Here is a 14,665-nt window from a genome sequence, read left to right as displayed (position 1 = left end):
GCTAACTTTACTCTCGCTAACTTTACTCTCGCTAACTTTACTCTCGCTAACTTTACTCTCGCTAACTTAAGCTACCAACTCAAACTGCTTCCATTTGCTTTAAGCCATTGCTCTGCTTTTTTATAATTTGGATAAAACTGGCTCACACGTTGCCAAAACTTAGCGCTATGGTTCATATGCAAAAGATGCGCAAGTTCGTGTACAACCACATAATCAATCACCCAGGTTGGCGCACTTGCTAAATGTAGATTAAAAGTCAGCTCGCGGCGCTTATTACAACTGCCCCAACGACGTTTATAATGTTGAATTTTAAGCTTTGTAGGGAGTGCTTCAGACATCTGTAAACAATAATCATGAACACGCATTTCAATATAGCTCTCAAGCTTTTCATGTAAAAACTGCTCCAGCAAAGCGAGGTAGTTAGCTTCTTGATGTTTGACGCGCGATGAAATAGATAAGGTAAGCTGAGCGTGTGCATCTTGTTGCCACATGCTTTTAGTGCCTTTTGCAAATACTATCGGAACATCTTGCCCAAATAACTTAATTGTCGCGTTTGCAAGAGGAAGTTGACGGCGTTCAGCATGAATGGATTGTTTGGCAATTTGTTCAGCGACCCAATCTTGCTTGGTCTTAAGCCAGGCATCAATCTCAGTTTGTGGAACATAAAAAGGTGCATAAACAGTGAGTTTCTGCTGGGCAACTTTAATTGCCACTGTGGTTCTGCGTTTACTGCGCTTTAAGGTGTAATCCAACAAAGATAAGCCAATTCAATTAATAAATATGAGAGATTCCATTTTACCCTGTCAAATAGCTGCTAATCTATAAAGATGACTCACAAATAAGTTTTCATCTTTATGCCTGACAAACCATGTTGTAGTTATATTTCCCCAACAGGTAACAAGTGTCAAGAGACAGACATGGGTTCTGGTTTTTGCTTTTGGCATGATAGTAAATTTGATAAATCAGGACTAGATCTAACCCAAAAATTAGAGCGCTATGCAAAAAAAGGCGGCTTATTAGAAGGCTTGCAACTGCAAAGAGCGAATCTTTCAGGGTTAAACCTGATCAAGCAGGATGACGAGGAAGGGTATGATCTCTCTTATTGTAATTTTTATCGTGCAAATTTAACGGGCGCTCATTTATTTAATAATAAAATAGCCAACGCTTCATTAATGAAAGCCAATTTACATAGTGCGAGTTTACATTACTGTGATTTAAAAAATACCAACTTATTGGGCATCAAACTCAACGACAGTCGAATTGATAATATCGAGCTGGGCGAGCAGTTATTACAAGAATCAGCCGCATTTAAAGCACGCAAAAATAAGCAGCATGCTGAAGCAAGAGACTTGTTTGAGCAATCCGAAGAAATATACCGCAATTTAAGAAAAGCCTCTGAACATCAAGGGCTTTTTGAACTCGCCGGTAACTTCACCTACAAAGAATTAAGAATGCGCCATGCGCAATACCGCAAAGGCTCAACTAAACAAATTACTTCTAGCTTTATTGATATGCTCTGTGGTTATGGCGAAAAGCCCGAAAACGTCATTCGCTTTAGTCTGTCACTCATTATTTGCTGTGCATTTTGTTATTTCTTATTTGGGGTAAGTTACCAAGATTCTGTCATGCAACTGAGTTTTGAAAACTCATTTCAAAGCAATTTATCGGCGTTACTAAATAGTTTTTACTTTAGCGTGGTCACTTTTACCACGCTTGGTTATGGGGATATTACGCCGATTGGCTTTTCAAGGTTAATCGCGGCAATTGAGGCATTTTGTGGTAGCTTCTCGCTCGCTTTATTCGTCGTTGTTTTTGTAAAGCGTATGACTCGCTAACGCATAATGTATGAACCCTTATGCTCTTTTGCCTGATACATTTTTTTGTCGGCTCGATTAATTAACTCTTCAGCATCTACCGTGCTATCAAGTGGCGCTGCAATAAGACCAAAACTTAGATGAAGCTCAGGGTATTGTTGTTCAAATGCGGCTATAAGTTTTTCACAAATAGTAAAGGCGCTATCTAACTCGCAATCGGGTAAGATGATGCAAAATTCATCGCCGCCATAACGGCACGGTATATCAATCTCGCGAATATTATCAAGTAAGTATTGCCCTATATATTTAAGGACTTCGTCGCCTTTTAAATGCCCTTGTGTATCATTTACTGACTTAAAGTCATCGAGATCAAAATAAACAACCGTTAATGGCGATTTGTGACGTCTGGCTCTGGCAAGGTCGCGTTGTAATAGCTCTTGCATGACACGCCGGTTGTAGAGGTTAGTAAGTGGGTCAAGCTTAGCGAGCTTCTCAAGTTCTTGAGTACGCTGAGCGACTTTTTCTTCAAGGCCTTTCGCATAGACTTCGGTGCGGCGTTTCGCATTTTCAATTTCGCCCACTAAGCTGTCGATATAAGTATCAAAGACCAAAGTCGTATCAAAGTAAATCAATTTATCAATGATGTTAAGGGTATGATTTAACTCATCTTGATTGCTTATTGTGGTGCGAAGCACATTAAAAATGAGTTCTTTTAAAGTACACACCGCCGATAAGTAAAGCTTAGGTTCAACACCAATACGCTTATGCACCATACCAATCCGTAGACGGTTGTTAACATATTCATGCTCGTAACGACCACAAAATAAATCGATTATATACTGCCTTTGTGCATCTCTGAGCCGTGTTAAAGTATCCGCATCACCAATTAATAACGAAATTTCATCTACTTCGGTTTGCTTTTTATAAAACTCATTAACCACATTTTCAATGGCTGATTCTATAATGGGCTTGTAGTTTAATAATGATGAGAGACTGTTTGAAGTCAGCCCTAATAAACTCATTCTGTGCTGAATTTCTACATCATTAATTTGCATTTGTTCAACTAAAGTTTGCTCGGTTCTTCTCATCTACCCACCTCGAACTACTCCTTTTTAATTAAATATAGCCAAGGTTTTGAATCCTACGTACTTAAGTGATAGGTTTTTCTCTAAATTCAGAACAATTTGTATTAGACTGCTATAACAAGCCGTTTCAAAAAAATATTATGCTCGCGAAATTTTTTATTACCGATCAAGACCCCAGCTTAATAGTAAGTGGTGTCTATGATTCAAGCTTAGTTGCTCTTTCTATTGCTACGGCTATTTTTGCTGCTTATTTTTCACTCCATATCATTGATTTAGCAAATAGAACTCAATTTGATTCGTACCGTAAATTAGGCAGTGCAACAGGTGCCTTGGTGATGTCAGGTGGGATTTGGAGTATGCACTTTATCGGCATGCTGGCTTTTTCACTGTGCACCACCGTGGAGTACGACCCTACACTGACATTTTTTTCATTTATTCCTGCATTTTTAGCCTGCTATACCGCATTTTCATTTTTGAAACGCAAAGATTTAAAGCAAATACCAACAACAATAAAGCTACTCATTGGCTCTGTATTACTTGGCTCTGGCATTGGTGCGATGCACTACTCGGGCATGGCCGCTATGCAAATGAGTCCACTTCTTCGCTACGACCCGGCTTGGTTTGCAGCATCAATTGTGGTGGCAGTTGCATTATCTTTTGTCGGCTTATATGCGCGATTTCACTTAGGCGAGCACTTTAAAAAGCTTACGGTGTTACAAACCCGCATCATTTGCGCCATTATCTTTGGCTTTGCTGTAGCGGGTATGCACTATATGGGAATGGCCGCCACCCGCTTTGTTGCAACCTCACCTTTGTTATCTGAAAACGTTCAAACGTCGCAACTTACTTTTATCGCCATTAGCGTTTCATTTGCTACCGTATTATTGACTGCTCTGGTTGGGATTATTAACGGCATGGTGCGTTTTCGCTTATTACTGGCAGAAAAATCGGCAGAAGAATCGCGCTTAGATGCCATTTTAGGTACCGCAATAGATGGTATCGTAACGATTAATATTCATGGCATTATTTTAAGCTTTAATAAATCAGCAGAAACTATTTTTGGTTGGCGCCAAGACGAAGTGCTGGGCAAAAACGTAAAACTATTAATGAACGACGACATAGCCGCGCAACATGATGGTTACTTAGCTGATAGTAGCAGGCATGAAGTTAAAAAAGTGATTGGTGTTAACCGTAATGTGTTTGCAAAGCACAAAGATGGTCATTTATTTCCTATTCGACTTGGCCTAGGTGAAGTAAAACAGCCTAACGCAGAAACACTGTTTGTTGGCTTTATAACCGATTTAACAGAGCAACGTGCACTACAGCAAAGTCTCGAAGAAAAAGAGAAACAATATCGTACCTTAATGAACAATACCCCAGGCGCTGTATTTCGTTGTTTGTTAGATGAACACTGGACGATGAAGTTTATAAGCCCCAGTGTTTCTGACTTAACAGGTTACAGCCCTCAAGAATTTACTGATGGTAAAATTACATTTGCTCAAATCATTAATAACGATGATGTAGCGCATATTGATGAAGTTATGGAAAAAGCCATAGCTGAAAGAAACCAATATGCGGTTGAGTACCGCATTCGCCATCGAAATGGCAAAGTTGTGTGGGTTTTAGACCAAGGAACAATTAACGAAAATAGTGATTCTAAACAAAAGTGGATCGATGGTGTACTGATTGATATCACCGCTCGTCACGAATATGAAGAATCACTCAAAAAGGCTAAGCAAGAAGCTGAAGCCGCAGCACAAGCAAAACAATCATTTATGGCAAATATGAGCCATGAAATTCGCACGCCAATGAATGCGATAATCGGCTTTAGCGACATATTAATGGATAGTCCTCTTAGTAAAGAGCAACAAAAACATATTATTACCGTCAATAAATCAGCTCGCTCACTGCTGCATTTGCTCAATGAAGTACTAGATTCTGCAAAGTTAGAAAAAGGCAAACTCGATATTCATGCTGAGCACTTTAACTTACAAGCCTTGCTCGACAATATCGTCTCGACTTTTTGGCTTGAGGCGAAGCGTAAAGATATTCTGCTTGATTTGATTATCGCTGATAATGTTGCGCCTATTTATATTGGCGATGAGTCCCGTATTCGCCAAGTAATGAATAATCTCATCGGTAATGCGATTAAATTTACAGAGCAAGGGTCTGTCACAATTTCGGTGAGTCAAACTCAAAATAAACAATTGTTTTTCGAAGTACAAGACAGCGGGATAGGCATAGCCAAGCACCGCTTAGATGCCATTTTCCAGCCATTTGAACAAGCCGATGGTACCATGACACGCCGATTTGGTGGCACAGGCCTTGGTACGACTATCAGTAAGCAGCTTGTTGAATTAATGGGTGGTTCAATTGGTGCTATTAGTGAAGAAGGTAAAGGCAGCTGCTTCTACTTTAGTCTTCCTTTACAAGAAGGTGATATCAGCCAAGTCGATACCCTAACTTGTAATCAATTAAACTTACCAAAACTTCGCATATTAGTGGTTGATGACATTGAGCAAAATGTTGAGCTACTGAACATTTTATTATCGCAAGCTGGGCACACCATCAGTACGGCTCAAAATGGTCTTGAAGCCATTGCAGCATTTGAACAGCAAAGCTTTGATGTGATTTTAATGGATATTCATATGCCGGAATGTGACGGCATTACGGCCTGTAAAGAAATCCGCGAAATAGAGAAAATCAGATGCTTAAAAATTACACCTATCATCGCGTTGACGGCGAGTGTTTTACAACAAGATAAAATTACCACAAAACAAGCCGGTATGAACGGCTTTGCAAATAAACCCGTTGATATTAACCAGCTGAACCATGAAATTGCGAAAGTGCTTGGTTTAGAAGTAAATAAAATCACTAACAATAAAGTCGGTGATGAGAAAAAGCACATCAACTACGACAAAGGTGTTTTGATGTGGGGAAGCAAAGAGAAATTAAATACGGAAATTGGCTTATTCCTAAGCAATCATCAACAGAGTATTCTACGACTGACGGAACCAATGCTCAGTGAAGAAGAACAAAAAGCAATTTTGCATACTCTTAAAGGAGTCGCGGGTAATTTAGCCCTCGCAAAATTATTATACTTGTTATCAAACGCTGAGAAAGAACGTGAAAAGGAAAGCTTCCCTACACTCATTGCCGAGTGCGAACAGGAATGGCAAACGCTGATTGCATTGCTTGCAGATCAGCCGCAGTCTAGTTCACAACAGCAACCCATACACGAAACGTCGTTGGGCGCATTTATTAGCCAAATTGAGGCACTGCAAGCGCAAGCTGAGCATGCAGAAATAGACGATGATTTATTAAGCCTGGTGCAATCCCAAGCACCGGCAACCTACCAAGATCAGGTTGTTGAAATTTGTGCGTATTTTGAAAACTTTGACTTTGATGCAGCAAGCACTGCTTTATCAGCTTTAAAGCACACTCTCCAAGCTGCTAAGGAACACGTATGACGCAAATCTCAGAACGTGCAAGAATTTTGGTCGTCGATGATGAACCAGCCAATTTAAAAGTGATCCGTGAAGTACTCGCTAACGATTATCGCTTATCGTTTGCAAAATCAGGCGAGCTTGCTCTTCAACTTATTGAGAATGAACCACCTAAGTTGATTTTGCTCGATATTATGATGCCAGACATGAGCGGCTTCGAAGTCTGTAAAGTATTAAAAGCAAATCCTAAAACCGCTCATATTCCTGTTATCTTTGTTACCGCACTTTCCCATGAGCAGGATGAGTCTGAAGGCTTTGCTCTAGGTGCAGTCGACTATATTACCAAACCAATTAGCCCTGCGATTGTCAGAGCGCGTGTTAAAAATCATTTATCTTTAGTTCAAGCTGAGCAACTGCAATTAGCCCACATTGATTTGATCCAACGTTTAGGCCGCGCTGCAGAATATAAAGACACCGACACCGGTGAGCACATTGCAAGAATGAGCCGCTACAGTAAAGTACTCGCCCTTGCCTATGGCATGAGTGAGTATGAGGCCGAACAGCTTAAACAGGCAGCGCCGATGCATGATGTTGGTAAGATAGGCATTCCTGATTCAGTACTATTAAAACCTGGGCGCTTGAACGAAAACGAATACGAGCACATGAAACAACATGCCTTAATCGGTGCGAAAATTTTAGAGAACTCAACTTCGCCGTTATTGCAACTTGCTCATAAGCTTGCCCTTGAACACCATGAAAAATGGGATGGTACGGGTTATCCGTATGGCCTGAAAGGCGAAGAAATTAGTATTGAAGGGCGTATTGTCACCATTGCAGATGTGTTTGATGCTTTAACCTCAAAACGCCCTTATAAAAAAGCCTGGTCGGTTGAAGAAGCGCTCGACTTATTGAAAGACGAAGCTGGTAAGCATTTTGACCCGCAACTAGTTGATTTATTTATCGGCCAAATAGATAGCATCATAGAAATCAAAAACACTTATACCCGCTAATAGCGTATTAAAGGCCTCATTTGAGGCCTTGTTTAATTGCATCGTAATCATGCGAAGTAATTTCATGGCTGTTTCCAGCACAATCTTTAAAATACATTGAAAAAGTAACACCATGGTCAGCAACAAGGGTTTTAACATCAAATTGAGCGAGATGCTCAAGCCATGCTAAAAACTGTGCTGCATTTGCGCCAAAGGCAATTCCTTTGCTTCTACCGTCTGCTTCAAAGAGTGCTAAACGAATCGTCTTTGCTTGATCTTCTAAGGTTAAAGGCCCTTGTCCTTCATCCCAAAATGCGAGTTCTGGTACCACATTAAAACCAAGTACTTGCTGATACCACTTTAGCGCAGCCGATAAATCATCAACATTTAAGTGGCAATGATCAACACCACATAAAGATGGAATAGCCATGTTACTCACCAATTTCGGTTTTTAACTGCTCTAAAAATTCGAGCATGTAAGCTGTGCGTCGTTTAGCTTCATCTTTTGCCGATGGCGTGTTCATACTCTCGCTAATGTGTAACAGCTTAATGAAAAAATGATCGAGGGTGTATTTTGTATCGTCAGGTTCACGGTTTAAGCAAAATGGATCGTCTTTATGATACAGATAACGACCAATTGAGCCCCCTACTTTCATGCAGCGACTCACACCAATTGCACCTAAAGCATCCATTCGATCCGCGTCTTGCACAATTTGCGCTTCGACACTTTGGACTTTGATATTGGCACTAAAGCTATGTGCCGCAATAGCATGATGAATAGCACTAAAATACTGCTCAGGATAATTAATTGAAGCTAAAAAACTTAACGCCTTATCTGCAGCCATGGTCGATGCTTTTGCCCTGTCTGGGTGGTTTTTTGCAACCGCAACACAATCATGTAACCAAGCTGCGGGTAACACCACAGTCATTTCTGCCTGCTCGGCAATACATAATTGTTTTGCAACCCTCACTACTCGCTCAATATGACTAATATCGTGTGCGACATCGGCATGGAGTAAAGACAAAATAAAGTCTCGACACTGAGTTTCTAAAGCTGCAAAGTCTATTTCTGGCTGCATATACTGGCTATCACCATTAACTGATTGAAATTATGCTTACTTTAGCGTGCTTACTGGATTTGTTCAAAACATTCATTGTATGTTTGCCAGTGCTTCATTAAACTATGCCCCCTTTTGTTTGACGCGAGAATCCCTATGTCATCTGCTATTTACCTGCAAGCTGGACGAGAAAAATCATTAAAAAGAAAACACCCATGGGTGTTCTCAAAAGCCATTAAAAAAGTAAAAGGTAAGCCAGGACTAGGTGACACTGTCACTATCTATGACAATGACGGTAAGTTTTTAGCGATTGCAGCTTACAGCCCGCAATCGCAAATTCGCGCTCGCGTATGGAGCTTCGATCAAAACGAAGTTATTGACCAAGCATTTTTTGAAAAACGTTTGCGCCGTGCCTATGCTGCGCGCGAACAGGTGATCAGCGAAGGCGGCTTAACAGGTTTTCGTTTAAGCGCTGCAGAATCTGACTACTTGCCAGGCATCACTATCGATAAATTTGATAATGTATTGGTGTGCCAACTGCTTAGTGCCGGTGCAGAGCGCCATAAAGGTGAAATTGTTGCTGCACTAATGACGATTTTCCCAGGCTGCGATATTTATGAACGTTCGGACGTTGATGTTCGCACCAAAGAAGGCCTTGAGCCAATCAAGGGCCTACTTTGGGGCAAGGAACCAACTGAGCCAGTCATCATTGAAGAAAATGGCTTAAAACTCGAGGTAGACATTCTTGAAGGCCACAAAACTGGCTTTTACTTAGACCAACGTGATAGCCGTGCAGCCCTTGAGCGCTTTGTTAAAGACAAAACAGTATTAAACTGCTTTAGCTACACAGGTACTTTCTCGCTCTATGCTTTGCGTGGCGGTTGTAAACACGTTACTAACGTCGATGTATCGCAGCCAGCGCTCGATACGGCTAAGCGTAACGTTGAGCATAACAACCTTGATTTATCGAAAGTTGATTTCGTGAAACAAGATGTCTTTAAGTTATTGCGCCAATACCGCGATGAAGGTGTGCAATTTGATACTATCGTTATGGATCCACCAAAATTTGCTGACAACAAAGCGCAGTTAACCGGTGCTTGCCGTGGTTATAAAGATATTAATATGATTGCGATGCAAATCTTAAAACCAGGTGGCACTTTACTTACCTTCTCGTGCTCTGGATTAATGGAACAAAATTTATTTCAAAAAGTGGTTGCGGATGCAGCCCTTGATGCAGGTAAAGACTTATTAATTATGGAACGACTGAACCAAGCTGCCGACCACCCAATTGCTGGCAGCTACCCAGAAGGCTTTTATCTTAAAGGCCTGATCTGTAAGGTTTACTAGTTAAAATTTACAATTTCTAAACCGGCACTCAAGGAGCCATCTTGCTCCTTGGTTGCTCGCACAACTTTAGCTGTGGCATCAAACGAAGTAATTGCTGTACTTGTAGAAGCAATTAACACCCGATAAAGACTGCCTATTTCTAAAACTTCATCAAGGTGAATTGCCAGCCCTGTTGCACTTAAATCAGTGCACGTCACCTGAATTTCTTCGCCATTAACTGCATCTAATGGGATTAGTTTTGCAGGGGTATGAATTTGCATGCGGCGAAAATCGCGTTTCTCCTCATGAAACATATGGCCTCCTATACCAGTGTTTTTATTTTCTCTATTAATGTTTTAACAGAAAAAGGCTTCACTACATAGGCGTCGCAACCGGCATCAAACCCCGCTTTTTGTTCAAGCTCGGTTTCAAGACCAGACACCATGACAACAGGAATTTGCTCTGTTTCTGGGGTGTTTTTTAGTAATCGGCAGGTATCATAACCATCTAAGCCCGGCATACACACATCGAGTAGTATAGCATCCGGCGGCTCAGCAATAGCCGATGTTAAGCACGATGTGCCTGAGTTTGCATAGCTTAACGAAAACTCATTCCCAAGGCTTGCTTTGAGCATTTCAAAATTAAAATATTCATCATCGACGACCAAAATGGTTGGTCGCGGTCGATTTACCGTACGCTCAGGAACTGAGATCGGTCTTTCCTTTTCTATGCCCACATAATCTCCTTTTAGCATCTGTGTTCTTAACTAAAAGCAAGGAGGCGCCAACCTCATTACTCATTCCTTAGTATTATAACTCACATTCTTTGATTGCGTTTAAAACACGTTTAGCAGATACAGGATAAGGCGTCCCTAGTGTTTGTGCAAATAAAGAAACACGTAACTCCTGCTGCATCCAAAATATCGCACTGATCTCTTCAGGAATTGGCATTCCCTTAGGGATTTTGTTCGCTAATTTTTGATATTGCTCAGCTACTTTTTCAAGCTCAAGCACACACAACCTATCACGATTAGGATCAACAGGTAGCTTTTCTAAGCGGCGTTCAATGGCTTTTAAGTAACGAATTAAATCCGTCATCTTTGCTGCACCATGCTGGCTAACAAAGCCTTTGAACACTAAGCTTTGTAACTGTGATTTAATATCGCCGTGCGCTGTTATCATGGTTAAATCAACACGCCCTTTCATACGTTTATTTAAACCATGAGCAATACTCAACACTTGCTCTACTTGGGTAGCGATCTCAACAACCGTGTCACCGAGCTCGCCGCGAATTTGCTCTTTCGCCTTTTCAAACGCATCTGCAGTGCGAATGTTGCCATATTTAGTTAATAAGCTATCAACGGCTGCAGCGATACAGTCATCAATTAAGTCATTGACCTTACCAAACGGATTAAAGTACAAACCTAATTTAGATTTGTTCGGTAAATTTTGCTGTAAATACTTAATCGGTGATGGCACGTTTAATAACACTAAGCGACGTAAACCTTGTTGGTGCGCCTGTTGTGCTTTGTGCTCATTATCAAATAGCTCAACCGCTGCTGAGTCTTTTTTATCCACCAGCGCTGGAAACGCTTTGATTTCGTATTGACCTTGCTTTTTCACATAAGAGCTTGGTAACTCACCAAAGCTCCACTCAGTCAAATCAGCTTTTTCTATACCCTTGTCGGCTACTTTCGATAAGGTATCCGTTACCTTACCTTGTAACTGGGCTTTTAGTTTAGATAAATTTAAACCGCGAGCGAGTAACTTATCGTGTTCATCGCGTACCTCAAACTGTAAGCGTAAATGCGGAGCAAGGGTTGATAAATCCCATGCATCTGGCTCAACACGCACACCTGTCATACGTAATAAGCGCGTGCTAATTGCATCAATTAAGTTGCCTTGCATCGGCTCGATTGCAGCAAGTACCGCATCGGCGTAGTTTGGCGCAGGCACAAAGTTGCGACGAATCGTTTTTGGTAGCGACTTGATAAGCGCACAAATTAACTCATGTCGAAATGCTGGAATATGCCAATCAAAGCCAATTTCTTGCACTTGGTTTAACAGTGCTACCGGAATTTGTACCGCAACACCGTCAACGGCTTGCCCTGGATCAAAATGATAAGCCAGTGGTAATAACAAGTTCTCTTGCTGCCAAGTATCTGGGTAATCAAACTCAGTGACATGATCGGCACCATGCTGCATTAGCTCTTCTCGAGACATATGCAAAAAGCGCTTATCTTTTTGTTTTTGTCCCTTCCACCACTTATTAAACGCGGCACGGTTATTTACATCTTGCGGAATTTTCTTGTCGTAGAATTCAAATAAAGTTTGTTCATCAACCAAGATATCACGGCGGCGAGATTTATTTTCGAGTACCTGAATATCTTCAATTAGCTCTTGGTTAAACTGTAAAAAGCCTTCATTTTGACCCAGCTCTTGCTCTACCAATGCTGTGCGAATAAATAACTCGCGACTTACTTTCGGGTCAATATTGCTGTATACACAGCGGCGCTTATTTACAATTAATAGGCCATACAAGGTTTGCTGTTCAAACGCGATAACTGCACCCGGCTTTTTCTCCCAATGCGGTTCGCTATAGCTGCGTTTCACTAAATGCTGCGCAAAGCCTTCAACCCATTTCAAGTCTATGCGCGCGTTGATGCGAGCATAAAGCTTACTGGTCTCAACAAGCTCTGCCGACATAATCCATTTTGGGCTCTTTTTAAATAATCCTGAACCTGGGAAAATATGGAATTGGCTGTTGCGAGCGCCTTTATAAATTTGTTTTTCATCTTTAAAACCAATATGACTTAACATACCGCTTAATAAAGATTGATGAATTCGCTCGCTATCAGCAACATTTGTAGTGGCCTTCATGCCCATTTCATTACATACCGTTGATAGCTGATAAACAATATCTTGCCATTCGCGAATACGCATATAGGCTAAAAAGTCCTTTTGGCATAACTTTCTAAACTGGCTATTGCTCAATTCAGATTGCTGCTCTTCAAGGTAATTCCACAGATTTAAAAAGGCGATAAAATCTGAATCAGGGTCGTCAAAACGGCCATGCTTTTCATCCGCTGCACCGCGTTTTTCTTGTGGTCGCTCTCTTGGGTCTTGAATCGACAATGCCGCAACAATAATAATCACTTCACGCAGTGCACCTAAGCCATCGGCAGTCAGCACCATTTTCGCTAAACGTGGATCAACCGGTAAACGGCTTAAACTTCTTCCTGATTTAGTAAGCTCAGTCTTTTTATGACGTTTAGCAGGCTTAATGGCTTCGAGTTCTTCAAGTAGCGTTAAACCATCGTTGATATTGCGGCTATCTGGCGCTTGCACGAACGGGAACTGCTGCATGTCGCCAAGCCCTAAACCAAGCATTTGCAAAATAACAGAGGCTAAGTTAGTGCGTAAAATTTCAGGGTCAGTAAACTCTGGGCGCGAATTAAAGTCTTCTTCGCTATACAAACGAATACAGATACCCGCTTCGATACGACCACAGCGGCCTTTTCGCTGATTGGCACTGGCTTGTGAAATTGGCTCAATCGGTAATCGTTGTACCTTGGTACGATAGCTATAACGGCTGATGCGCGCGGTACCTGGGTCGATAACATAGCGAATACCCGGCACCGTTAGCGATGTTTCAGCCACGTTGGTGGCTAAAATAATATGACGGCGGCTGTGCGGCGCAAAAATTCGGTTTTGTTCTGCGTTTGATAAACGCGAATATAGCGGTAAAACATCCGTGCCTTTGAGGTTTCGCTTTGATAACGCATCAGCGGTATCGCGAATTTCTCGTTCACCGTTCATAAAAATCAGAATATCGCCAGGGCCTTCATCGCAAAGCTCATCAACGGCATCAAAAATACCCTGTAATTGGTCACCATCCGCTTCCATCTCGTCTTTGTTGATTTCAGTGGTTGGTCTATAACGAACCTCTACTGGGAAAGTACGACCAGATACTTCAATGATTGGCGCATTATCAAAATGTTTAGAAAAACGCTCAGGGTCAATTGTTGCAGAGGTGATAATAACTTTTAAGTCAGGGCGTTTTGGCAGTAAATTTTTTAAATAGCCTAAGATGAAATCGATATTTAGGCTGCGTTCGTGGGCCTCATCGATGATGATGGTATCGTATTGATTTAGGTACCTATCTTGTTGAATTTCAGCCAGCAGAATACCGTCTGTCATCAATTTAATGTAACTATTGTCAGAAACTTGGTCGCTAAAGCGAATTTTAAATCCCACTTGTTGGCCTAGCTCGCATTGCATTTCTTCTGCAATACGATTCGCGACACTTCGAGCCGCGAGTCGACGAGGTTGAGTATGACCAATGTATCCGTCAACACCTCGGCCAAGCTCTAAACACATTTTTGGGATCTGCGTCGTTTTACCTGAGCCTGTTTCACCGGCGATGATCACCACTTGGTTATTGGCGATCGCCTGTTTAATGTCATCTTTCTTTTGACTAACAGGAAGTTGTTCTGGGTAGGTCACTTTAGGCAAGGCAGCCAAACGATGCTCGCGTAATTGCTGCGAACGGCTAATATCTTCAGCTATTTTTTGCGCTATGCTCGCTTGCTTAGTTTCATCGTTGATTTTTTTGATGCCATGAAGGCGTTTTTTGAAGATGAATTGATCTTTGCGTAAACACGTTTTTAATTCGCCGAACAGCGGACCTAGGTTAACCACCCGATACCCTTATATTTCTTAACCAATAGACTGATATTGTATCAAATAATCTATCAGGTGGTCATGGCTTTATTTATGCCAATTCGCTTAATTAAGTGAACAGTTTTGAGGCAATAAAATCTCGTTGATAACAAGGCAAAAATTTCGTTATTTAGTTGTTCTCGGCAATTGCTCCTGCATTGCTCTACCTCCTGCATCCATGCAGTCGTAAATGAGAAGTTTTTAACGCCGTTAGCGACAGATTTAA

At 41.4% G+C, this 14,665-nt stretch carries 11 protein-coding genes; 4 read left to right on the top strand and 7 right to left on the bottom strand.

The features are described 5' to 3' along the window. Positions 1-71 precede the first annotated feature (71 nt). On the bottom strand, positions 72-752 hold the full coding sequence (locus NH153_RS19920) for a M48 family metallopeptidase (protein WP_063707230.1): 681 nt from the start codon (positions 750-752) through the stop codon (positions 72-74). A 102-nt stretch (positions 753-854) separates the two neighbouring features. Between NH153_RS19920 and NH153_RS19915 the strand changes: the two genes are divergently transcribed. Next, positions 855-1,835 carry an ion channel gene (locus tag NH153_RS19915; RefSeq protein ID WP_063707126.1) on the top strand — a complete coding sequence of 327 codons (981 nt, stop codon included), beginning with the start codon at positions 855-857 and terminating at the stop codon, positions 1,833-1,835. Here NH153_RS19915 and NH153_RS19910 read toward each other — a convergent pair. Next, entirely contained in the window at positions 1,832-2,902 is a 1,071-nt protein-coding gene (locus NH153_RS19910; RefSeq protein ID WP_063707124.1) for a GGDEF domain-containing protein, read from the bottom strand. The genes NH153_RS19915 and NH153_RS19910 overlap by 4 nt on opposite strands. A 137-nt stretch (positions 2,903-3,039) precedes the next feature. On the opposite strand from NH153_RS19910, the gene NH153_RS19905 reads away from it, so the two are divergent. Next, positions 3,040-6,369 carry a PAS domain S-box protein gene (locus NH153_RS19905; protein WP_063707228.1) on the top strand — a complete coding sequence of 1,110 codons (3,330 nt, stop codon included), beginning with the start codon at positions 3,040-3,042 and terminating at the stop codon, positions 6,367-6,369. Further along, complete coding sequence (locus NH153_RS19900) at positions 6,366-7,355, top strand: response regulator (RefSeq protein ID WP_063707122.1); 990 nt, start codon at positions 6,366-6,368, stop codon at positions 7,353-7,355. The genes NH153_RS19905 and NH153_RS19900 overlap by 4 nt, the downstream gene beginning before the upstream one ends. A 16-nt stretch (positions 7,356-7,371) precedes the next feature. Here the strand turns inward: NH153_RS19900 and NH153_RS19895 are convergent, their stop codons facing one another. Both NH153_RS19895 and NH153_RS19890 read right to left on the bottom strand, forming a co-directional pair. Continuing rightward, on the bottom strand, positions 7,372-7,773 hold the full coding sequence (locus NH153_RS19895) for a VOC family protein (protein WP_171038313.1): 402 nt from the start codon (positions 7,771-7,773) through the stop codon (positions 7,372-7,374). Further along, on the bottom strand, positions 7,766-8,413 hold the full coding sequence (locus NH153_RS19890) for an HD domain-containing protein (protein ID WP_063707118.1): 648 nt from the start codon (positions 8,411-8,413) through the stop codon (positions 7,766-7,768). The genes NH153_RS19895 and NH153_RS19890 overlap by 8 nt, the downstream gene beginning before the upstream one ends. A gap of 135 nt (positions 8,414-8,548) precedes the next feature. Here NH153_RS19890 and NH153_RS19885 point away from each other — a divergent pair, with 135 nt between their 5' ends. Next, positions 8,549-9,739, top strand: a complete 1,191-nt coding sequence (locus NH153_RS19885; protein ID WP_063707115.1) for a class I SAM-dependent methyltransferase — start codon at positions 8,549-8,551, stop codon at positions 9,737-9,739. Here NH153_RS19885 and NH153_RS19880 read toward each other — a convergent pair. The 3 genes from NH153_RS19880 to hrpA form a co-directional block, all read right to left on the bottom strand. Next, on the bottom strand, positions 9,736-10,032 hold the full coding sequence (locus tag NH153_RS19880; RefSeq protein WP_063707113.1) for a PilZ domain-containing protein: 297 nt from the start codon (positions 10,030-10,032) through the stop codon (positions 9,736-9,738). The two genes, NH153_RS19885 and NH153_RS19880, sit on opposite strands and share 4 nt — an antisense overlap. 8 nt (positions 10,033-10,040) lie before the next feature. Then, complete coding sequence (locus NH153_RS19875) at positions 10,041-10,454, bottom strand: response regulator (RefSeq protein ID WP_267894693.1); 414 nt, start codon at positions 10,452-10,454, stop codon at positions 10,041-10,043. A gap of 73 nt (positions 10,455-10,527) precedes the next feature. Beyond that, positions 10,528-14,418 (bottom strand): ATP-dependent RNA helicase HrpA, encoded by a 3,891-nt coding sequence (gene hrpA / locus NH153_RS19870; RefSeq protein ID WP_063707112.1) that lies wholly within the window; start codon positions 14,416-14,418, stop codon positions 10,528-10,530. Between the last annotated feature and the right edge of the window lie 247 nt (positions 14,419-14,665).

Source organism: Pseudoalteromonas gelatinilytica (assembly GCF_001641615.1).
Taxonomy (GTDB): domain Bacteria; phylum Pseudomonadota; class Gammaproteobacteria; order Enterobacterales; family Alteromonadaceae; genus Pseudoalteromonas; species Pseudoalteromonas gelatinilytica.
Note: the sequence above shows the minus strand (reverse complement) of the source record. Positions and strands in the feature narration are given on the sequence as shown.

Bases quoted from the DNA above. Each gene is read 5' to 3' on its own strand.
- NH153_RS19915 (WP_063707126.1), top strand. From the start codon at position 855: ATGCCTGACAAACCATGTTGTAGTTATATTTCCCCAACAGGTAACAAG.
- NH153_RS19910 (WP_063707124.1), bottom strand. From the start codon at position 2,902: ATGAGAAGAACCGAGCAAACTTTAGTTGAACAAATGCAAATTAATGAT.
- NH153_RS19905 (WP_063707228.1), top strand. From the start codon at position 3,040: ATGCTCGCGAAATTTTTTATTACCGATCAAGACCCCAGCTTAATAGTA.
- NH153_RS19900 (WP_063707122.1), top strand. From the start codon at position 6,366: ATGACGCAAATCTCAGAACGTGCAAGAATTTTGGTCGTCGATGATGAA.
- NH153_RS19890 (WP_063707118.1), bottom strand. From the start codon at position 8,413: ATGCAGCCAGAAATAGACTTTGCAGCTTTAGAAACTCAGTGTCGAGAC.
- NH153_RS19885 (WP_063707115.1), top strand. From the start codon at position 8,549: ATGTCATCTGCTATTTACCTGCAAGCTGGACGAGAAAAATCATTAAAA.
- NH153_RS19880 (WP_063707113.1), bottom strand. From the start codon at position 10,032: ATGTTTCATGAGGAGAAACGCGATTTTCGCCGCATGCAAATTCATACC.